The sequence below is a fragment of the Sporosarcina sp. FSL W7-1349 genome, from assembly GCF_038003045.1.
In the GTDB taxonomy this organism is placed as follows: domain Bacteria; phylum Bacillota; class Bacilli; order Bacillales_A; family Planococcaceae; genus Sporosarcina.
The window spans coordinates 64615-85107 of sequence record NZ_JBBOOK010000002.1; the positions used below are offsets into that span (position 1 = coordinate 64615).

16 protein-coding genes are annotated in these 20493 nt (G+C 46.0%); 4 read left to right on the forward strand and 12 right to left on the reverse strand.

Annotation, left to right across the window (positions count from 1 at the left end):
* Positions 1-18: 18 nt before the first annotated feature.
* The 5 genes from MKY41_RS14285 to MKY41_RS14305 all read right to left on the reverse strand — a co-directional run bounded on the left by MKY41_RS14285 (position 19) and on the right by MKY41_RS14305 (position 5675).
* Positions 19-1746 carry an AAA family ATPase gene (locus MKY41_RS14285; RefSeq protein WP_340745770.1) on the reverse strand — a complete coding sequence of 576 codons (1728 nt, stop codon included), beginning with the start codon at positions 1744-1746 and terminating at the stop codon, positions 19-21.
* A 107-nt stretch (positions 1747-1853) separates the two neighbouring features.
* On the reverse strand, positions 1854-3101 hold the full coding sequence (locus MKY41_RS14290; protein WP_340746462.1) for a peptidase U32 family protein: 1248 nt from the start codon (positions 3099-3101) through the stop codon (positions 1854-1856).
* 18 nt (positions 3102-3119) lie between these two features.
* Entirely contained in the window at positions 3120-4040 is a 921-nt protein-coding gene (locus MKY41_RS14295; RefSeq protein WP_340745771.1) for a peptidase U32 family protein, read from the reverse strand.
* Between the two features lie 187 nt (positions 4041-4227).
* Positions 4228-4779: a DJ-1/PfpI family protein gene (locus tag MKY41_RS14300; RefSeq protein WP_340745772.1), complete on the reverse strand. Its 552-nt coding sequence runs from the start codon at positions 4777-4779 to the stop codon at positions 4228-4230.
* An 89-nt stretch (positions 4780-4868) separates the two neighbouring features.
* The gene (locus MKY41_RS14305) at positions 4869-5675 is read right to left on the reverse strand and encodes an alpha/beta hydrolase family protein (protein WP_340745773.1); all 807 of its coding nucleotides are present in this window, start codon (positions 5673-5675) and stop codon (positions 4869-4871) included.
* A 196-nt stretch (positions 5676-5871) separates the two neighbouring features.
* Between MKY41_RS14305 and MKY41_RS14310 the strand changes: the two genes are divergently transcribed.
* Entirely contained in the window at positions 5872-7035 is a 1164-nt protein-coding gene (locus tag MKY41_RS14310) for a saccharopine dehydrogenase family protein (RefSeq protein WP_340745774.1), read from the forward strand.
* A gap of 13 nt (positions 7036-7048) precedes the next feature.
* Positions 7049-8572 carry a Na+/H+ antiporter NhaC family protein gene (locus MKY41_RS14315; protein ID WP_340745775.1) on the forward strand — a complete coding sequence of 508 codons (1524 nt, stop codon included), beginning with the start codon at positions 7049-7051 and terminating at the stop codon, positions 8570-8572.
* 63 nt (positions 8573-8635) lie between these two features.
* Here MKY41_RS14315 and MKY41_RS14320 read toward each other — a convergent pair whose 3' ends face one another.
* From MKY41_RS14320 to MKY41_RS14335, 4 genes are all read right to left on the reverse strand, one after another.
* Entirely contained in the window at positions 8636-9361 is a 726-nt protein-coding gene (locus MKY41_RS14320) for a 3D domain-containing protein (protein ID WP_340745776.1), read from the reverse strand.
* 262 nt (positions 9362-9623) lie between these two features.
* Positions 9624-10601, reverse strand: a complete 978-nt coding sequence (locus MKY41_RS14325) for an MBL fold metallo-hydrolase (protein WP_340745777.1) — start codon at positions 10599-10601, stop codon at positions 9624-9626.
* Between the two features lie 70 nt (positions 10602-10671).
* On the reverse strand, positions 10672-12654 hold the full coding sequence (locus MKY41_RS14330) for a methyl-accepting chemotaxis protein (protein WP_340745778.1): 1983 nt from the start codon (positions 12652-12654) through the stop codon (positions 10672-10674).
* Positions 12655-13209: 555 nt separating this feature from the next.
* Entirely contained in the window at positions 13210-14205 is a 996-nt protein-coding gene (locus MKY41_RS14335; protein WP_340745779.1) for a YecA family protein, read from the reverse strand.
* Between the two features lie 389 nt (positions 14206-14594).
* Between MKY41_RS14335 and MKY41_RS14340 the strand changes: the two genes are divergently transcribed.
* A complete protein-coding gene (locus MKY41_RS14340; RefSeq protein WP_340745780.1) occupies positions 14595-15611 on the forward strand; it encodes a hypothetical protein in 1017 nt (338 codons plus the stop codon).
* A gap of 303 nt (positions 15612-15914) precedes the next feature.
* Here the strand turns inward: MKY41_RS14340 and MKY41_RS14345 are convergent, their stop codons facing one another.
* The gene (locus tag MKY41_RS14345; RefSeq protein WP_340745781.1) at positions 15915-16268 is read right to left on the reverse strand and encodes a hypothetical protein; all 354 of its coding nucleotides are present in this window, start codon (positions 16266-16268) and stop codon (positions 15915-15917) included.
* Positions 16269-16474: 206 nt separating this feature from the next.
* Here MKY41_RS14345 and MKY41_RS14350 point away from each other — a divergent pair, with 206 nt between their 5' ends.
* Positions 16475-18022 (forward strand): methyl-accepting chemotaxis protein, encoded by a 1548-nt coding sequence (locus MKY41_RS14350; protein ID WP_340745782.1) that lies wholly within the window; start codon positions 16475-16477, stop codon positions 18020-18022.
* Between the two features lie 41 nt (positions 18023-18063).
* Here MKY41_RS14350 and MKY41_RS14355 read toward each other — a convergent pair whose 3' ends face one another.
* The gene (locus MKY41_RS14355; protein ID WP_340745783.1) at positions 18064-19197 is read right to left on the reverse strand and encodes a response regulator; all 1134 of its coding nucleotides are present in this window, start codon (positions 19195-19197) and stop codon (positions 18064-18066) included.
* Between the two features lie 331 nt (positions 19198-19528).
* Entirely contained in the window at positions 19529-20452 is a 924-nt protein-coding gene (locus tag MKY41_RS14360; RefSeq protein WP_340745784.1) for an SDR family oxidoreductase, read from the reverse strand.
* Positions 20453-20493: the final 41 nt, after the last annotated feature.

The window sequence follows — 20493 nt, forward strand, 5'->3', positions numbered from 1 at the left end:
AGAAATAATTCCCCTGCCTCAGGATACAACGAGTTCCATTGTATGTTTGCTGATGATTTCTTGGATTTCCGAGCCATCCAATGTCTCTTTATGATAAAGCTCTTCCACCAGTGTTTCAAAGGCTTGGGCATTCTCTTGAATCAATGCTTCCGTTTTACGAAGTGCTTCATTAAAGAGGGATTGCATCTTCACTTCTTTTTCGCCCTTGCTGAAGGTCAATGTGAAACCGTCTTGGAAAAGGCCGGTATCGACCATTCTCTCCAGTATATCCTTCGCTTGCTGGACGTCGCCGCTAACCCCGATGCTGTGCTCGCCGAGGTATAACCGTTCCGCAACTCCTCCTGCGAGAATCATGCTCACCTGATCCAACAATTCACTCGCGGTTTGCAAATGGAGCTCCTTCTGGATTGGAGCCACATAGCCTAGCGCTTGTCCACGGGGGATAATCGTCGCTTTCCGGACCGAATTCGGTTTCGTCAAGGCTGCAATTAGCGCATGGCCTGATTCATGGATCGCAACACGACGCTTCGTTTCCGGATCGTTCAAAGATCGGGACGTGCTCCCTAAAATGGTCCGGTCAATAGCGAAATCCAAGTCATGCTTATCGATCTCTTCCCGTCCATCCCGGATTGCCCTGCGGCTCGCCATTTCAAATAAAGAACTTAATTCGGCACCGGAAAAACCGGATGTGCTTTCCGCCAAGGCATCCAGCGAAGCAAACACATTCGCAGCCAACCGTTTGCCGCGCGTATGGATGTCGATGATTTCCCTTCTGCCCATCATATCCGGCAATGGGACTTGGAAGGAAAAGTCAATCCGCCCCGGACGAAGGAAAGCTTCGTCCAACATGTCTTTCCGGTTGGTCGCCGCGATGAACAGGATACCATCATTGTCATTGCCTCCGTCCAATTGAACGAGCAATTCCGTTAACGTTTTTTCCGTTTCTTCCCCGCCGTGCTGTTTTCGGCGGCCTGCCAGTGCATCCACTTCATCAATGAAGATGACGGCAGGATGCTGCTTCCTCGCATTTTGGAAAAGGGTGCGGACGCGGGATGCTCCGACGCCGACGAACAGCTCAGTGAAAGCTGCTCCACTAGCCGAGAAGAAGGTGGCTCCGATTTCATTGGCAATCGCTTGCGCCAACAACGTTTTCCCGGTTCCCGGAGGTCCATATAAAAGGATGCCTTTCGGAGGTTTGATACCGACTTTTTCAGAACGTTTCGGATCTTTGACAATTTCCAACGTTTGTAAGATCTCTTCTTTCATTTCTGTCGGGATGCCCCCGATATCTTCCATTGTAATGTCAGGCAGAGGGGTCTCTTTTGAAGTGCTGTTCTTCATAGAAGACGCACCGACTCCCAACTTCCCTTTCTTATGAAGGATGAAAAAAGTGACCAGCGATAGGATGATCAACCCTCCGAGGATCAATCCGCCTGTTTGGCCGGAGCCGCTATATTTATATGAAACATTATATTTTTGAACCAGTTGTTCGACTAATTCGCTTTGCGGTCTGACTTGTGTGACGTACAAACCATCATCCGTCTTCAAGTACAGTGTACCGTCCGCCTTTTCTTTCAGGGACATCGGTTTCCCGTGCTGAGCCGCAATCGTCTGCTCCATCTGGGAAAATGAGATCGAAGTCCCCTCGGTCGCACCAAAGAGATACCATCCAGCAGTTGTTACAGTTCCAATGACTAAGAGGGCCAGGACGACAATCTTTGTTGCAAACTTCGAAATGGGCTTCAAGCCACTCCAACTCCTTACTAAAAGATATATCTATTATATAGAATTAAAGGAGTCTTGAACAGCTTGATTGATGAAGATATTATTACAATTTCAGGCCGCTCTCTCGCTTACTTCCTTTTCCGGATCATATCGAACGGCTTTACAGGAACTTCCACTTTTGTTTTGACAATCATCATCGGGTTCGGTGCCCGGTCGATCGGTTCATCATTCTCATCCCATAGGACATCGATCGTCTGGTAGGCGTGTGTGAATCCTGGGCCGTAAAACTCGACTTCGTCCCCGACGCTGAATACATTGCGCTGTTGGATTGTCGCAATTTCTGTTTCTTCGTTATAGTCGAGCACTTGTCCGATAAAACTGTAGGCCGGGATTTTACGAGGCTTGCCGAATAGTTGTTCATTCTCAGTCGGTACTCCATAATAAAAACCGCTTGCCAGCTCTCGTTGCGCCACTTTCCAAAGCTCGTCCTCCCATTCCTGCTTGAACTCGTAATTATCCGGGTCATTGCAATAAGCGTCCACCGCCTGGCGATAGACATTGGCGACGGTGGATACGTAGTGGATTGACTTCATCCGCCCTTCGATCTTCAAACTATCCACACCATTCTCCACCAGATCCGGTATGTGCCGAATCATTGCCATATCGACAGAGCTCATCGAAAAGGCTTCCATCGCCTCTCCCCCGAGCAAGGACTCCTTTTCCCCCTCTTCCGGCACTTCATACAACTCATATTTCCATCGGCAGGATTGCGTGCATCCTCCGCGGTTCGCGTCCCGATCCGCCATATGATTCGATAATACACACCGGCCGGAATAGGAAATGCACATCGCCCCGTGGATAAAAGCCTCGATCTCCACGTCCGTTTTCTGGCGGATTTCTTTAATTTCATCCATTCCAACTTCTCGGGCCAACACGACCCGTTCCAGTCCTTCCTCTTTCCAGAAGTTCAATGTTTCATAATTCGTTGCCGAGGCTTGGGTCGATAAATGAATCGGCAGCCCTGGCGCATCCATTGCGCAAATCTCAATCAAAGCTGGATCCGAGACGATGACGGCATGGATGCCGATGTCGCGCAACGTGCGGAAAAACTCCCCTGCCCCTTCCACATCCCCTTCATGGGCGACCATATTCGCGGCAACATAGACTTTCGCATTGTAGGATTGGGCAAATTCCACTCCTTCACGCATTTCCTCATATGTGAAATTGCCCGCCCGGCTGCGGAGTCCGTAAGCGTTTCCTCCGATGAACACGGCGTCCGCCCCATAGCGGATGGCCATTTTCAGTTTCTCCAATGTGCCCGCCGGTGCCAAGACTTCCGGCTTTTTAGTAATCACTCGTTTTTCCATTGTTTTCATCATGGTAATTTCCTCTCTTTATTGGATCTCTGTCGGGTCTTTCAAAAAGAAGCCTTCACTCAATGCCCGTTCATGCGGATGAAGGGAATGTAATCGCTCATTCAATCGGATTGACAAATCATCCGACCATATTCCATTTTCAAACGCCTGTTTCGCTTCGACAAAAAGGCGGGCAATCTCGATAATCCGTTCTCCTCTCGCAAACACGCCATCCAGCTTCCACCGTGTCAGACCAGCATCGGCCAATTTTCCAAGCTGCGGCATGAGGTTCACATCATCTGTCGCAAATATATGAGTTCCGTTGATATCTTCGTAAATGGAATAATGGGTATCCTCTTTTTTCGGTTCCGCCAAAAACAATTGACGCTCTTCCATGGAAGGGGTCTTTTCCTGAATATATCCAAAGTAATTACGGACGAGCGGTCGTTTAGATTGATGGATGCAAGTGGCTCCATATACAAGGACCTCCACCGGAACGATCGCTTGCTCCTGGATCATTTTCAATTCTTCATATGTCAACTCGCGAGCCAGCACGGCGCCGACTGCTCCCCGCTTCGCCCAGAAGTTCACTTGGTTAGCGCTTGTCACCATCACTTGGGCGTCGTAAATATAAGGGACCGAGATATTGTTCTTTTTCAGTAGATGAATGACTCCCGGATCCCCAACGGTCATTGCATCGACACCGATCGACTCTAGGCCTTCCAAATAAGGCAGGATCTTTTCAATACGATCATTGTGCATCAGCGCATTGACCGCTACATGCACTTGCTTTCCATTATCATGCGCATAATCTGTTAATGTTCGAATATCATCTAAAGACAAAGAGGCCGGCAGACGCAGTCCGAACTCATCCTCCCCTACATATACGGTATCGACTCCTGCGTCCAACAAGGATTTTCCTTGTTCCACCGATTCCGCTGTTGCAATCAGCTCCATCATACACACTCTTCCTTTCCAGTCACTATCGACCATATTATAAAGAGGAGGACCCCGATAAATGTATTAGGGAAAACCCTTACTTTTTGAACACAATTCAACATTTTCAGGAAATGAATCACAAAAAAAACGCAAAGTGACAGGTTCTCCAGCAACTTTGCGTTTCCCACTTCAATCTTCTATTCTATTTTCACTTCATTAATTTCATAAATTCCCGCATGAGTCCAGGTAAATCAGGCCATGCGTGTCCGGAAACAAGATTGCCGTCTGTATGCAGACCTTCTTCAATATAAGTCGCCCCGCAAGCAGTCACATCCGGCTTGCATGCGATATAGGCCGTATACTCCCGGCCTTTCATCAAATCTGGAACGACGGACAGCACTTGGGCAGCGTGGCAAACAGCCGCAACCGGTTTATTTTCTTCAAAGAAGTGCCGGACGATTCCGGGCAGCGATTCGTCCAAGCGGATATACTCCGGAGCCCGGCCTCCCGGAATGATCAGCCCATCATAATCAGCAGGATTCACATCGGAAAATGCGATTTGCGAATCAAGGCCATACGCCGGCTTCTCGACATATGTCTCCATGCCTTCAATGAAATCATGGCTTACAGTTTGCAACTTTTTTACGGAGGGCGATGCGATGGTGACGTCAAATCCTTCTTCAAGACAGCGATAATACGGATAATAGATTTCCAGTGCTTCGACTGCATCTCCAGAAACGATTAGAACTTTCTTGCTCATTGCGGATACCTCCATCTATATAGTTTCACTTCCATGCATCTATTCGACATTTCGTCATGAAACCCTTTCCCCAAAGGGAATCCTCCTTCTTACAAAGCAATCCTTCCTAGAAACTCAATGTTATCTAGCCAATCCGTCGTCGTCCTGAACAATTCCTCTTCAAATGAATAGCTGGAAAACGTATGGTCCGCCTCTTCAATATAATGCGTTTCTGCAAATTGATGCAGTGGTCTACTGTGCAACGCCGCAAGATAGCGGGCAGTATGCTCTTTCGGGATATCTTCGTCTTCATTTGCATGAATCACCAAAGCGGGGCCTTTATACAACTGGACCGCCTCGACCGGATGATGCTTTTTCAGATCTTCGAGAAATGGACGGCTTACATAGAAGCCGTGGTAATCCACTTTCCCTTTTTCATTCGCCACATTCACCTTCTCATATCCCAATATGGCGGTAATATCGTCATAAGGCGTGCCGACTGGTGACCATAAAATAAGCTTTTTAATCCGACGGTCCTGCGCCGCCGTCATAGCGGCAACCGCTCCCCCTAAACTATGTCCAATCAAAATGATATTCCGCGCGTCGATTTCTTTAATGGAAGAAAGATGATCCAAGACAGCTTGCACTTCTTGCAGCTGTTTTGTCACGGTCACCTGTGCATAGTCTCCGTCACTTTCTCCGCAACCGCTAAAATCGAAACGGACGACTGCATACCCTTTACTTGTAAAATGGCGTGCCGCTTTGACAAACAAGCGGTGCTCCCCCACTTTATTTCCGACAAAACCATGCAGCAACACGATAAGCGGTGTTGTGAATTTTTGTTTCTTTTCCGGGAGATGAAGTGCTCCTGACAAATTCGTATCGGCTGAAGCGAAAACAGTAAACGGTTGACTCATGCGATCCTTCCTTTCCTTATAATGAAAGTTTATTATCCATACCTATTTACTTGGTATTATACGGGACCATTAGACAGAATGCAATCGAAAAACACAAATTGCTGTCCCCCTTGAAATAATAACGCTGCTTCAAACATATGGTATGGAAAGGATTTTCCTTAGGACTTGCAATCGAAAAGAGGAGGAATGAAAGCCTATGCGTTTTTTTGTCTTAGGAGCTGGGTTAATGGGGAAAGAGGCTGTCCGGGATTTACTTGCCAATCCGGAAATGGAAGAAGTGCTGGTCGGTGACCTGGAAGAATCCCGTGCCTTGCAGGTTTGTCGACAGTTCAACGATTCGAGACTGAAGGCAGTACAAGCAGACCCTTCAGACAGGGAAAGGTTTATCCGTACTATCGCAAATAGTGATGTTCTGATCAATGCAACAGTCTACACGCTTAATGAAACGGTTGCCAAATTGGCGATCCAGGCGGGCATCCATGCAGTGGACTTAGGGGGAAATGTCAATGAAATCGCCCATGACATCTTGGCATTGGATGAGGAAGCGAAACGAAAAGGGGTCACATATATAACCGAACTGGGCGTCGCTCCAGGATTGACGAACATCTTAGTCGGCTATGGTGCCTCCAAATTCGATGCAGTCGAGACGGTCCAGTTGCGTGTGGGCGGCCTGCCGAAAGTGCCCGAACCCCCACTGGAATATAATCAAGTCTATTCGATAGAAGGGATCCTCTATCAATATGAAGGCGAAGCAACGATCATTCGGGACGGCGTGAAACAATCAGTCCCCGCCCTTTCAGAAGTCGAGGAAATCCATTTTGATGGCTTTGGGAGATTGGAAGCTTTCCATACCGCAGGCGGCACATCGACTTTGCCAGATACTTTTCCCGCTGTCCGTCACTTGGATTATAAAACGATCCGGTATCCGGGGCATGCCCAAAAAATACAGCTATTATCGGATTTGAACTTGATGAGAGAGGATTTGTCCGTCGAAATAAATGGACAAGACGTGCGTCCCCGTGATGTATTTACGAAAGTTCTTCAACCGATTATCGCACTTGGAGATAAAGAAGACGTAGTGCTCGTGCGCGTTCTACTGGAGGGCGTGAAAGGACATAATCGACTGCGCCATGAATTCGAATTGCAAACGGATTATGACCGGGAAAACTCCGTTACTGCCATGGCGTGTTCCACCGCTTACAGTATTTCCGTCGTCGCTCAGATGATTGCTACAGGACTAATAGATAGGAAGGGGGTATTTGCACCAGAGCAAATTGTGCCAGGGGCCAATTTCATAGAAGAAATGAAGAAACGCGGTGTATCGATTTTGGAAAGGCAGACCGTTATAAATACTATTTGAAAGGGGATTTGAAATGGAAGCGACTTGGTGGTCGATACTGCCTCCACTTCTCGCAATCGGCTGTGCCATTATTACGCGGGAAGTCATCTTATCATTGCTCCTTGGCGTTATAAGCGGTGCGTTGCTATTAGCCAATTTCTCTATCACCGGCGGATTAAGCGATTCATTCCAAACGGTTTTCAATCAAGTGGCAGATCCCGAGTGGACAACACCGATTTTAATATTTGCTCTCATGTTAGGCGGGGTGACGGCATTGCTTACCAAATCGGGGGCTACGGAACGATTCGGTGTATGGGCGATGTCTAAAGTGAAAACTCGGGTAGGAGCCCAGCTCGTCACGATGTTCACAGGCTATGCCATTTTCATCGATGATTATTTCAATAGTTTGGCAGTCGGGCAAATTGCGCGTCCAATTACTGATAGTCACGGCGTATCCCGATCGAAACTCGCATACTTGATCGATTCGACTGGAGCCCCGATTTGCGTTCTTATTCCCCTGTCTAGTTGGGGGGCTTACATCTTTTCTTTATTGGCCGATCCGATCAAGACTTACGGGCTCGGGCATAGCCCGGTGTCCGCGTTCTTCTACGTCCTGCCAGCCAATTATTACGCCATTGGCTCCTTGGTTATGGTATTTCTCATCATTTGGTGGCGAATGGATTTTCCGTTGATGCGTAAGCATGACCAACAAGCCTATGAAAAAACCTCTTCCTTGCCTAGACTTGGTGAATTACGAACCGTGCCCCAAAAAGTCCCTTTTTCACATGCTTTCGACTTGCTGCTCCCGATTCTGACGATGATTATCGCGACGGTCTTCTTTTTCCTCAACTCGGGAGGTTTTTTCAATGGCGGGGTAAGCCTTATGGAGGCTTCCGGGGAAGGGAATATTACATTGGCCCTCGTATATGGTGTTGTTCTTTCGGTCATTGTGGCGGCGGTCCTTTACATCCCCCGCAAAAAGATGAAAGCAAAAGAGTTCCTTTCGACTTTCACGAAAGGGATGGAAAATATGCTTGGCGGGGCGATGATCCTCGTTCTCGCTTGGTCGATCGGGGATATTGTCGGTCGCTTGGAAACAGGACAATTCCTCGCTTCCCTAGTCGAGGGCAATGTGCCGATGTGGATCATCCCGGCGATCCTTTTCGCCCTCGGTTGTGTCATGTCATTTGCGACGGGAACCTCTTGGGGGACCTTCGCCATCATGATCCCGATTGGCGCAACAATAGTCGGCTCTACGAATCCAGAGTGGGTGTTGCCGGCTATCGGCGCTGTCATGGCAGGGGCGGTATTCGGCGATCACTGTTCACCGATATCCGATTCGACAATCCTTTCCGCAATCGGGGCCGATTGTGAATTGATGGATCATGTTTCTACCCAACTTCCCTATGCTTTGACGGTAGCCCTCACTTCATTCGCAGGCTATATCGTGTTCGGTATCACTTCCGTTGTCTGGCTCGGACTAGTTGTGAATTTGGCAGCTTTGGTCCTCGTATTATTATGGCTGAAGCGGGATCCCAAGGCTACGGCCGTCAGCTAAAAAAAACAACTGCAACGGATTGGGAATTCCGTTGCAGTTGTCGCTTTCACTCGCTAAATTAGGTTAGTTGAGAACACGGAGTTTCACCGTTTTGACACCCCATTCCATCGCATTGGAATGGGAAGGGATGAAGACATCGATTTTATTCCCTTTGATCGCTCCGCCGGTATCCGCTGCCAGTGCCTCTCCATAGCCTTCCACCCACACTTTGCTTCCTAGAGGAATGACACGTGGATCGACCGCGATCACTTTTTGATTCGGATTCGCCCTGAGATCGATCCCATACGCTGTTGTCCCGGAGCATCCTTTACAATATGCTGTGTAGGCCGTGGCCGTTACCATCATCTCTTTCCCGCTCGCTTTTGCAGGTGGAACGGCCGCTTTCGGTGCAGGAACCGATTTTTCAGTTTCAGAAGCCGGGGATGCGGCAATCGATTCCTTCGGCGTCGTCGTAAGGGCTTCCACCAGTTCTTCTCCGTTAATAATCAAAACATCTCCGGGATGAATCAAATCCTCAGTCAATTCATTCCACTCTTTTAAAGCGAATAAAGGAATCGCATGATTGAGAGCGATTCGATACAGATTATCCCCTTCTACTACTGTATACGTGTCGTCAGTCTTTTCGTTTTCATCACTTGAATTCTGCGACTCTGTCCACTCTTCAAGATAGTCTTTTAACGTATATTCCCCAAACGTCATTTCAAAGTTCTCCCAAATAGAAGCTTCTGCCAAAGGGGCAGTGAAACATGTCATTAATAAAGCCAGTATGATTCCTACTTTAATTTTCAACTGATTACTCCTCCTTAAATATGGATAATTGCGACTTGCTGAACCAAGTATTGCCACAAAACTTCTAAATACATACATTCGTAAACTAAAAAAAACACCAATTTTCAAAACAAGTAAAATTTGTTTTGAAAATTGGTGTTGATGTAAAAGGCATTTTAACTAGTTATACAATGAAATATTTAGCTAGAGGCCGCCTCGGATAATTACGTGCAACAACAAAAAATCCGGATACCATCAGCGGTACCCGAATCTTTGTTAGTCTTCATATTTGATAATGCCAAACGCCCTGCTTCATCGTTTTTTGGATATATCCTTCCCCTTCCAGATAATCCAGATGACCGATAATTTCTGAAATGACCAAGGAGAACTCCTTCCGGTACGTCTCGCCGTAGTAGGCTTCCGCCAGATCGTTTGCGGTGGAAACTCCTGTCCGGATCAGCTCCTTGATCCGTTCCGCTTTCCTATCCATTTTCGATATCTTGGACTGGATTAGGTCCCGATGCTCCTCGATCAAATCACCGTGGCCCGGGAATATCGTATCGGCATCCACTTCCTGCAGCTTCAGCAAAGAGGCGCGATGCTGGGCGACGGAAGGCAAGCGGTTCCCTTCCAAGTCCGGATCGATAATCGCATTCGTGGAAGAATGGGCGATTAACACATCCCCGACGATCAGCCATTGCCGAGCAGGATCCAGAAAGCTGATTGAGTCCAGTGAATGGCCCGGCGTTTCCAAGACAGTCAATCCGGCAACGATCTCCCCCTCCGTGATTGGCAGGATATCCGTCTTCACTGCAAGCTGATCGGCGTTTCGGATCGTCTCCTGAAATTTCGCCAGTCGGGCATCACCGGCCGTTTCGCAGCCCATTTCTTTGTATAACCGTTGAAAGAAACGATATCGCATTTCCAAGAAGTCGGTATCCATTTTTAAACGTGGGATAGCCGTTGGATGAGCGTACACCGGTATCGTCCGTTCCTTCAAGATGCGAGGAACCAAGCCAACATGATCGCCATGATGATGGGTTAGCAAAATGCGGTCGATGTCGGGAATGCTCCAACCATTCGCTTCCAATGTATCAGTCAACTGTTCCCAGCAATTTTCCGATGAAATTCCGGCATCGATTAGCGCTAATGATTTCCCATCATGTAGTAAATAAAAATTAAACGAGCGCAGTGAACTGTTACTAGCCGGCACGCTAATGGTATGGATTTGCACGCCTTGACTTGTCGTAATAGAGGTCAATGTTCCCACGTCCTTTCCTTGATAATCATTCAGGTTGCTCCCCCTCACCTAAGAAGGGGGGTACTGAATGTTACAGTGTAAAACGGCGCACCTGACGATTCATATCTTCTGCCAAAGCAGCTAGCTTATCCGAACCGACTGCCACTTCTTCCATCGAACTGCTTGATTGTTGACTCGTCGCGGCTGTCTCTTCGACCCCGGATGCAGACTCTTCCGAGATGGAGGCAATCTCTTCTATTGAACGATTCAACCGTTCACTACTGGCAGCAAAGTCCGCTAACGTTTCGGTAATTTCACTAATCAGGTCGCCCATATCAGCAATTTCATCGTTGATTCCATTAAAAGTTTCCGTTGTCTTTGTAATATCACGGGTCCCTTGCTCCACTTCTCGATATCCATTTTCCAATGATTTGGCCACTTCGGCGGATTCGGATTGGATTCCCGTTACAATGCCAGTGATTTCCGAAACAGAGACCGAAACTTGCTCTGCCAGCTTTCTCACTTCATCCGCGACAACTGCAAATCCTTTTCCATGTTCACCGGCTCTGGAAGCTTCAATCGCTGCATTTAATGCCAGAAGATTCGTTTGATCCGCCACTTCCTGGATGACAGAAACGAGCTTGGATATTTCCTGGGTCTGGTTATCAAGGTTATTCATTTTTCTTGCTGCCTCTTGCACCATCTGATCAATTGTCATCATTTGCTTCGCTGAAGATTCCATGAGCTGTTTCCCAGTATCTGTCATGGTTCGCACTTCCACTGAGGTTTGATGAATTTGTTCACCTTTCTCATTTAACTCGAACATTTCCGATGAAAAACTGTTCATCGTGTCCGCTAATTCACTTAGTTGATCTGCCTGTTTCTCTGACCCTTCCGCCATTTCCTGCATCGTTAAGGCAATTTGATCAGAGCCGCTCTTCACTTCATTCGCCGCCTGTGATAGCTCTTCACTCTGCTCAGCAACATGGGAAGAAGCGTTTGCCACTTGTTGAATTGTATCATGCAAGGTATCTTTCATCACTTGCATCGCTCCGGTCAATCTTCCAATTTCATCGTTCCGGTTGCTTTCCTTGATTTCTATTGCCAGATTACCAGACGCCATATCCCCCATCCAATTGGAAACTTGTTTAATCGGATTGGATAACGATCTGCTGAACAAAATGGAAACGAAAAGTACAATGATTACCGTCGAAAGGGCGAGGAGAAGTCCAATCCAAACAATCTGTTCCTTTGTATGATGTACGACCGACATATCTTGCTCGATCCCGATCATTCCAATGACATGTTGGTTTGTTGGGTCGTACATGGGCATGTAGGAGATCAAATTCTTCCCATCGCTTTTAGAGACAGTTTCCCCATTGGCAATCGAGTCCAAAATGGTGGAGTTTTCGATAGATTTCCCTACATTTTCCTCATTGGATGACTCCATAATAATGCCCTCATCGTTATAGAGATCAATGGCAACTCCTTGCAACATGTCATGTAATTCATGAAGAAAGGTATCGTCAATCCCTGTTTGCAATGTTCCAATCACTTTATTATTTCTTGAAATAGGAGCGAATGCACGAACAGAAAGTCCGCTGTTCCCCAATTCAAATCCGGAAAACGATTGGCCCTCTAACGCGGATTGAATGGCTGAAATTCCGCTTTTGTCATCTCCAAATTTTTCTGTTTGATGCGCTCGTAAATATACTCTACCGGATAAGTCTCCAAGTTCGAACACTTTCATTTCATGTTCAGCTTGCAGACGTAGATAGAGACCGTTGACGACTTGCAGGAGTTCACCGCGTTCACCCGATTCAAAAGCAGTAACTAACTCATCTTGTTGGGCGTACATCGTAGTTAAAGCTAATAAGTCATTAGAAACTTTTGTCACTTGTGTTTGAACCGCAACCTCCAAATCCTGTTGTTGAGCCGTCATCATTTTATCGAAGCCCTGCTCCGCTGCCCAATAAATACCTACTATAAGTAAACTTACTGGAATCAAAGCAACGGCTAAGAAAATGGTGAACAACTTTTTGTTCAAGCTATTCAATGCTAAAATCCTTTTCATCTCAAGAATTCCTCTCCCGTTTTCATGTCAATACAAAAAGGACCATCGAGATAAACCATCCGATAGCCCTCCTTTATGTACAAAGACCTTCTGCTTACGAAACTTTCGTACCTAATGAATGCAGGTCTATTTCCTCTCTAAATTAAACCATAGGGAAAAATGAAATTCAATATATATAAAATGAACTAAAGAAATGAAAAGCACTAGCAAACCGTTACTTTCCGTTTCAAATTTTGTTTGCGACGAAAGCGCAGCGACAGGAGCAGGCGGACGCTTTCCGCGGGCATGGCTTCAGCCAATCGAACAACGAAGGGTTCGATTTGTTGCCAAACGCTACGCTTTTTGGCACAAAGGCCGTTCTTCGTAACGGCCTTCGCTGGAGTCGCCGCCTTCCACTCCAAGCAACTAAGAATCCGAATACTAACCATTTGCTCAACCTATATATTATCAATAACAAAAACCTGGCCAACACTTGAAGATGCATTCGAGATTCAGAGCAACCATTCCATAACTGGTTTGTTGGGCATCTTCTTTCTTCAGAGGATGCCCAACAGTTTAACTTAGTTTGGATTTGTGATATTCACCCAATTCCTTGTAATACTTATTCATCGAGGAAGGGGAAACGCTGAACCATTCGGCCATCTCTTTCAACGTCATGGTCAACGGTTCAAAAAACGCCTGTTCCTGGCCGAATCGAATGGCCCCTGCGGCAATCGCGACGTCTTTTCGGGCGTTCGGTTGCTGTTCCACTAAAAAGTCCTCTACAATTTCCAACAGCTGCTCGGATTCCCGATTGTGTTTCTCCAGAAACTCCATGACATGCAAAAGGACGCCTGCTTCGAAATTAGTGAACTCCCCGCCTTCATAGCCATCTTCTCCAAGCAGTTTCCAAAATTCGATGGCCTGTTCCTTCAAGTACTTCGGAGCCGTGTACTCGTCTTGAGTTGCCAATCGCTTCGCAAACTCTTGGATCGCGGCAGTATGATCCGTCGGGAAAAAGATTAAGCTCGACACGGCCAAATAATGATTTTCCTTGTCCGAAACGCCCTCTGGTAAAATGAAACAATAGAGATGGACTCCAACCGGAACAGGTTTCTCGCTCTCCCGCCGCAATCGGATTGTCTCATCCTCTACAATCTTATGTACAGTGAGATAAGCGTCATCCACTTCTATCACTTCACCGATAAACACACGTGGCTGTTGCCATTCCTCGAGTACGCGTAAAACGGATGGACGCACCAACTTTTTCTGTTGTTTTGCCAAATATCCTTGCCAAATGTCAGGGCGATGGTGGAAAAAGAATTCATCCAAGACGATGGCTTCGATCATCTCCTCCAGCAAATACGTTCCGAGCGAAGACTTCCATTCATTTGCCAAATCCAAGTATTCGGGAATGTCTTTTCGTTCCGGATATTCTTCATAGAATGCTTGCAATACTCGTTCTAACTCTTCCGATTGAACTGCCTCCATAGAGACTGCCTGTTTCGATGCACAACATTTCTTATATTTCTTTCCACTGCCACAAGGGCACGGATCATTACGTCCAATCACAACTAACACTTCCTTTTTTAAATTTGGGACTGTATTAGTGTAACATCCTTACGGGCAAAGAAGCAGGGTCACCAAATACTTCCACAGAACGAGCGAAATGGTATTAGCTTAATACGGCACTAAACACTTTCAAATTCAAATGCAAAAAGTAAGTAGTTTAATTACTTACCATCCTAGCCAATCCAAGTTCTCCGTCATTCTCCCTGTTTATATTTTTTCATTCTATCATAACGCTTGCCCCCTCTTCCCATGAGAAACAGTCTAGCAAATAGTCCTACTCCCCAGTGTCCAAAGAATCGTTTTCCGGCCAGAATACCGTCGATTTGAAACATTTCAACTAGACACCCGTATACGAAACAGAGATTCTATTTCGAGAGGGGCCCTGTAAGATGAGAAAAACGATAAGTCTGCTGGCAATCGCCAGTCTATTTCTTTTGGCAGCCTGTAACCAGGATGCCGGGATTAAGGAGACGGAGAGTGCGGAAGCAGATGTGCCGACTTCATCTAGCGAAAGAGAGCCGGATATTCAAAAAGAAGAGGAAGTGGAGGATGAACCGGAGGACGTGGCGCTTTCTGAAAATATTGGCGAAATGGATATTGATTTTACGGGAGACGTCAAGCTGGAAGGACAGAAGCTTACGATTGATGGCAAGTCCAATCTTTTGGAAGGATCTAAGCTCTATGTGCAAATTGATTGGCTGGAAGGCTATCTCATTGGCGGAAATCGGGTGGCGATGGTCGAACCGGATGGCAGCTTCACTTTCGAAACAGAGCTTCCGGAAAAAGTGGACGGCCATCTAACCGTGGAGATCAAGTTTGAACTGATCAACCAAAACGAAGACATCCGGGGCCATTACGGAGAGACCGGAGACCGGTTGGAAGGCCAATTCGTCCGTCTCTCCGATTACGATCAGGAAACACAATACCAAAAAGCATCCGCGATTGTGGAAATTGCACAGAATTTAGGTCAAACTGAAGCAGAAATCATAGCGCCCGAGTGGGATCAGCCAGAGGACTATGGAACAACCGAAATCCGGATCGACTCGATCGACGTTACAAAAGATGACGAATATATTTACGTTTCGGGAAAAAGTAATTTACTGGAAGGGACAAAACTACGGGGACGGGCCCTCATTCCGAACTATATCACTTCCGGATTTATCGGCCATGCGACGGTAAATCCGGATGGCTCCTTCCGTATCCTCTTTGAAAATCCGGAAACCAACGAACGGATCAAGAATTTGGCCGATTACGAAATTACCGTCGAGACGGATATATTTGGAACCAGCTACCCGGACGTGTTGACAACCTACGGGGAAAACGGGAGAAAGATGACTGGCAGCTTGGTGGAGGACGAAGGGGAAGGGAAAATGGCAAAAGTGGAGTTACAGGAGAAAGCAGAGTGATCCCGCCCAGAAACTGACACGCCTTGGCGAGAATTGCAACGGTTCCCTTTAACCACCTCTATAAGAACAATATAATGGGAGAAGTGAGTCAACACTTCTCCCTGCAACTATTCTCCGTTCATACTTCCCTACTTTTCTACAGACCTTCCCATTTCTTTCCTCTTAATTCCTGCTCTTTTTCAACACCCTCATCAAAGTACTCGAAATACTGTTCCCTTTCTTCCTCGAACGTCTCCAACCGGGTATCATTGGCACTGAATACGCCATACCTCCATTTCCCCCCTGTATGCTGGTGTCCGTCAACTACAACAGGTTTGTGGAATGCAGAGGATCTTCTCCGTATTTTTGGTGTAGATAATTTCGGGCAACGAGCATTCGGTCACGTTCCCGTTCATTCTTTTCGCGAATGCGTTCACCAATTTCTTTTGCCCACTCCTTCTTCTCCCGCGCAATCTCTGTCGTTTGGCGAGTGCCTTCCCGTCTCCATTTTTCCCATTGTTTGATCATCTCTTCATACTGTGCTCTCATATATTTCTGTAAATCCTGTTCGGAACTGACATATGCAAATTCCCCGTTACCAGCATCCGCTACTTCTTTTAAGAGTCGTTGTCCTTCATCATCCATATCAAATCCAAATAATATTGACGACAGTTTCAATAATTCCTTTTTGTAAAGAAACTGTAGAGTTGGTTATGCGATGATGGCTAGGATGAATCATCCCTTTGCCCCATATATCAGCCTTTGACTATAGAACTAAATAACTCTAGCGACTGCTAACTATTTACCGATTTAGGCGAAGGGGAGAGAAACAATTTGGATACCCATCCAGGAAAATAGAAAGATGAAGAAAGAGGTAAAAGTAAGTGAAAAGTTTGAAGAGAGATGTATTAATGATTATGTTATCAGGCATTACACTCGCTTTAGCATTGGCAACTTTTATAGGTCACAGATTTTTCAACTTCTTGAACGCCTATGTATTGTACGGCATGGGAGGGCTTTCGAATGGCTCATTCCTCCTGCAATGCCTATTCTTGATTACTTCGGCATCATTATTTTCAGCTTCCATTCTCGCATATAAGACGAAACCCGAATCACCCCTTATCCCTTTATTCGTTGTCACTGCGATGACTTTCAGCAGTATCTCGATCATTGCGAATGGGAACGGTTTGATCGAATACCATTTTTCAATCTTTATGGTCATCGCCATGATTGCCTACTATGACAGCATCAAACTTATTTTAGTAAGCACCGGGATTTTTGCTATTCAACATTTCGCCGGTTACTTTTTCTTCCCGGCATTAGTTTGTGGGGGGCCGGATTATGGATTTTCATTGTTGCTAATCCATGCTGTCTTTTTATTATTAACGAGCGGTGCCACCATCTTGCTCGTCCTCTCGAAAAGAGCGAGTTCCCAAACATATGAAGAACAAGTGGCAAGCCAGCAAAATATGTTACAGGAAGTGTTGGATCGCCTTAATCAGACCAGTAAATCCGTAATTGGACATATCGAAAAAATGACGAGCAGTTCCGAGGAATCCGCCAAGGCCAGTCAGGAAATTGCCTCCTCCATTCAAATGATTGCAAGCGGGGCTGATGAGCAAATACGTAAGTTAAGTTCAGGCGAACAACGTATCCAATATATGGTTGCAGATATTAAACAATTAAATACACGTACAAGCCGGGTAAATGAAAGCGCAATTAGCACGACCGTCCAAGCAAAAGACGGCATGGACACGATTCGCAATTTAGCAGACCAGATGCACAAAATAACAGGAACCATTGACCATGTGAATGAAACGATACAGCAATTGAATGAGACTTCGCTTGAAATCGATAAGTTCATCGAATTGATATCTGCCGTTGCCAGTCAGACTGATCTATTATCCCTAAACGCTTCAATTGAAGCGGCTCGGGCCGGGGAGTTTGGAAAAGGTTTTGCGGTGGTCGCAGAAGAAGTCCGGAAACTGGCGTTGCAGTCGAACAGTTCAGCGCAGGAAATACAAGCCGTGGTCCATACGCTTCATCAGCGAATGGAACATCTTTCTGACAGGATGGATGTCAGTCTGGCAGAAGTACGAACAGGCATATTGCAGATCGACCAAACGAAAGAAATCTTTTCAACGATAGCCAAATCAACAAAAGAAGTAGAAAACCAAATATTCGACGTGTCGAATATTTCGGGAGAACTCTTAGATCATTCCGAAAAGACCCATCACATAATGGAAGAAGTTTCGGCAATTACCTCCTACTCCTTCCATAATATCGAAAGTATTTTAGCCGCGGCAGAACAGCAATCTGTTTATTCGGATTCCCTCTATCAGATTTCGGTCTCCGTGAAAGATTTAATACAAAACTTGGATGAAATGGTCGATGGCATTCATTCTACTTATGCCAAGCAAGCAGCAATCTAAACCGATTTAAAACAAGAGAACATAAGAAATGCAGTTGTTATTCATTCCTTATGTTCTCCTTTCCAGCCTTCATACCATTCCGTAACGGAGCGATTGGGAGACAACCCCAATTCTCTCATTAAGATTTCCTGTAACAAACTATATTGCGAATGAACCGCAACACGATTACCTACCTCGGCAAATACTTTCATCAAGGTAAAATGGGCTTCTTCCTCCAACGGCATTCGATCACAAAGAGCCAATCCCAGCTGCATCGCCTTTTCCCAATCCTTCGTGGAATCATACCAATTAAGGAGTTGTAAGGATGTACGGATCCAAAGCAGCTGCAAGCGATGCCGTTCATTTTCCGCCCACACATAATCAGAATCGGCCAAATATTCTCCTTTATATAAATCAAGAGCTTGTTCATAATCTCCAATCGTTTCAGCGGATAACGGCACACTACTATGGATAATCCGTTCAAACTCGTCTACATCCAATTCAACATTTTCCAATGTCATAAGATAACCTTCTGAAGTGCTAGTGATGATAAAATAATCACTTATGGGTTCTACTGTTTTCCGGATATGGTAAATAGCCGTATAGAGTTGAGCGTACGCCTTTTTTATGTCAAGGTCTGGCCACAGCAACTCAATTATTTCTGATTTACTAATGACCCGCCCTTTATAATGGATGAAGTAAAAGAATAATTGTTGCACCTTGCTCGTTCGCCAATGAAAGGGAGCCAGCGTTTGTCCACCGATTGAAATCGAAACTTGTTGAAATAGATTTAACCGAAGGGGATCCGCTGCCTGGGAAACAGATTCGGGCGCATCCAGTCTTCTTTGTTCAATCCGTTCAATGGTCTTTAGGATTCTTTCTTCCTGAACAGGTTTCAATACATAATCCAAAGCATTTAACTCAAATGCTTGAATCGCAAAAACATCATAGGCTGTTACAAAAACGATATGTATTTGTGGTTTTCTTTCTATAATTTTGCCAGCCAGATCAATTCCGTTCATTTGAGGCATTTCAATATCCAAAAATACGAGATCGATCTCATTCTCTTCTACTGCCTTTTGTCCTGCAAATGGATCCGTAAATGCGCCGACTATTTCGATGTCAGCAACTTTTGTAAGTTGATGTTCCAAAAACTGCAGCGCTAACGGCTCATCATCGATCAAGATCGCCTTCATAGCAAGTCCTCCTCGGCTAGGGAAATATATCATTCATTTTTGTACCGCTCTGATATAGTGTTGGATCCTACGTTGCCGATTCCCCATACTATTCAGTCACCCTTTCATTCTATCATACCCAGCTATCTACCAATTCTGATTTACAAGGAGTCTATTAACGTCAAGTGTAAATAAAAGCAAAATCATAGAAATAGTATTGCTCATCATAACCGAATGATGTAAGGGACTGTACTCGTTTAATTGAGAGGTGGTTGAAACTTATTGATTTCTACGCAAACCACCCTTGTGCCCAGTCACGGCGCAGGGTGGTTGTCATGTTCTTTTGATCCGCTTAAGAAGACATCACTTGGCCGCCGTTTACATGAAGCGTTTGGCCGGTGACGAAACGGGAGTCATCGGATGCCAAATATACATAAGTGGGCGCCAGTTCAAATGGCTGCCCTTGCCGATCCATCGGGTTGCCCGCCAGTGTGACTTGGTCCGCAGAAAAACTGGATGGGATGAGCGGAGTCCAAATCCGGCCTGGGGCCACAGCATTCACTCGGATTCCCTCCTTCACCAAACTGTTAGCTAACGAACGAGTAAACCCGACAATCGCCGCTTTTGTAGCCGTATAATCAATCAATTGTTCGTTTCCGTCATACGCAACGACCGACGCGGTGTTGATGATGGAACTTCCTGCTCTCAAATGCGGCAATGCGGCCCGGGTCGTATAAAAATGGGAATAGACATTCACTTTGAACGTTTCATCAAACTGTTCATCGGTGATGTCCAACAAACTCAATTGCTGAAATTGGATTCCGACATGATTGCAAAGAATATCCAACCGACCGAATTCCCGGACAGTGTTCTCTACGATATCAAGGCATTGTTGTTTTCTTCGTAAATCACCGGGCAGCAGTAAACAGCGCTGGCCGAGTTGTTCAATTCTCTTCTTTGTACGTTCCGCATCTTCCTGTTCATCTAAATAAGAAATGGCGACACGGGCTCCTTCCTTTGCAAACGCAATCGCCGCTGCCGCTCCGATTCCGCTATCCCCTCCGGTAATCAAAGCCACTTTTCCAGTCAGTTTACCACTTCCCTTATAATTCGGATTCTCGATGATCGGTCTCGGCACCATGAATTTTTCCACACCTGGCTGCCGGTCTTGGCGCTGCTCGGGGACTGTGATTGCGACGTCCTCATACTGCGTAATCTTGCCGTAATTGGGATAGAGCGGATATTCCTGCCCGGGATCCACTTGAAACTCCTTCATGTATTCACCTTTTCTCCAAAATAATCATTCAAGTCAGTGTA

Excerpts from the sequence above, each read along its gene's own strand:
- MKY41_RS14290 (WP_340746462.1), bottom strand. The coding sequence starts at position 3,101 with ATGAAAACAATGGAAAAACGAGTGATTACTAAAAAGCCGGAAGTCTTG.
- MKY41_RS14295 (WP_340745771.1), bottom strand. The coding sequence starts at position 4,040 with ATGATGGAGCTGATTGCAACAGCGGAATCGGTGGAACAAGGAAAATCC.
- MKY41_RS14300 (WP_340745772.1), bottom strand. The coding sequence starts at position 4,779 with ATGAGCAAGAAAGTTCTAATCGTTTCTGGAGATGCAGTCGAAGCACTG.
- MKY41_RS14305 (WP_340745773.1), bottom strand. The coding sequence starts at position 5,675 with ATGAGTCAACCGTTTACTGTTTTCGCTTCAGCCGATACGAATTTGTCA.
- MKY41_RS14310 (WP_340745774.1), top strand. The coding sequence starts at position 5,872 with ATGCGTTTTTTTGTCTTAGGAGCTGGGTTAATGGGGAAAGAGGCTGTC.
- MKY41_RS14315 (WP_340745775.1), top strand. The coding sequence starts at position 7,049 with ATGGAAGCGACTTGGTGGTCGATACTGCCTCCACTTCTCGCAATCGGC.
- MKY41_RS14330 (WP_340745778.1), bottom strand. The coding sequence starts at position 12,654 with ATGAAAAGGATTTTAGCATTGAATAGCTTGAACAAAAAGTTGTTCACC.
- MKY41_RS14340 (WP_340745780.1), top strand. The coding sequence starts at position 14,595 with ATGAGAAAAACGATAAGTCTGCTGGCAATCGCCAGTCTATTTCTTTTG.
- MKY41_RS14355 (WP_340745783.1), bottom strand. The coding sequence starts at position 19,197 with ATGAAGGCGATCTTGATCGATGATGAGCCGTTAGCGCTGCAGTTTTTG.
- MKY41_RS14360 (WP_340745784.1), bottom strand. The coding sequence starts at position 20,452 with ATGAAGGAGTTTCAAGTGGATCCCGGGCAGGAATATCCGCTCTATCCC.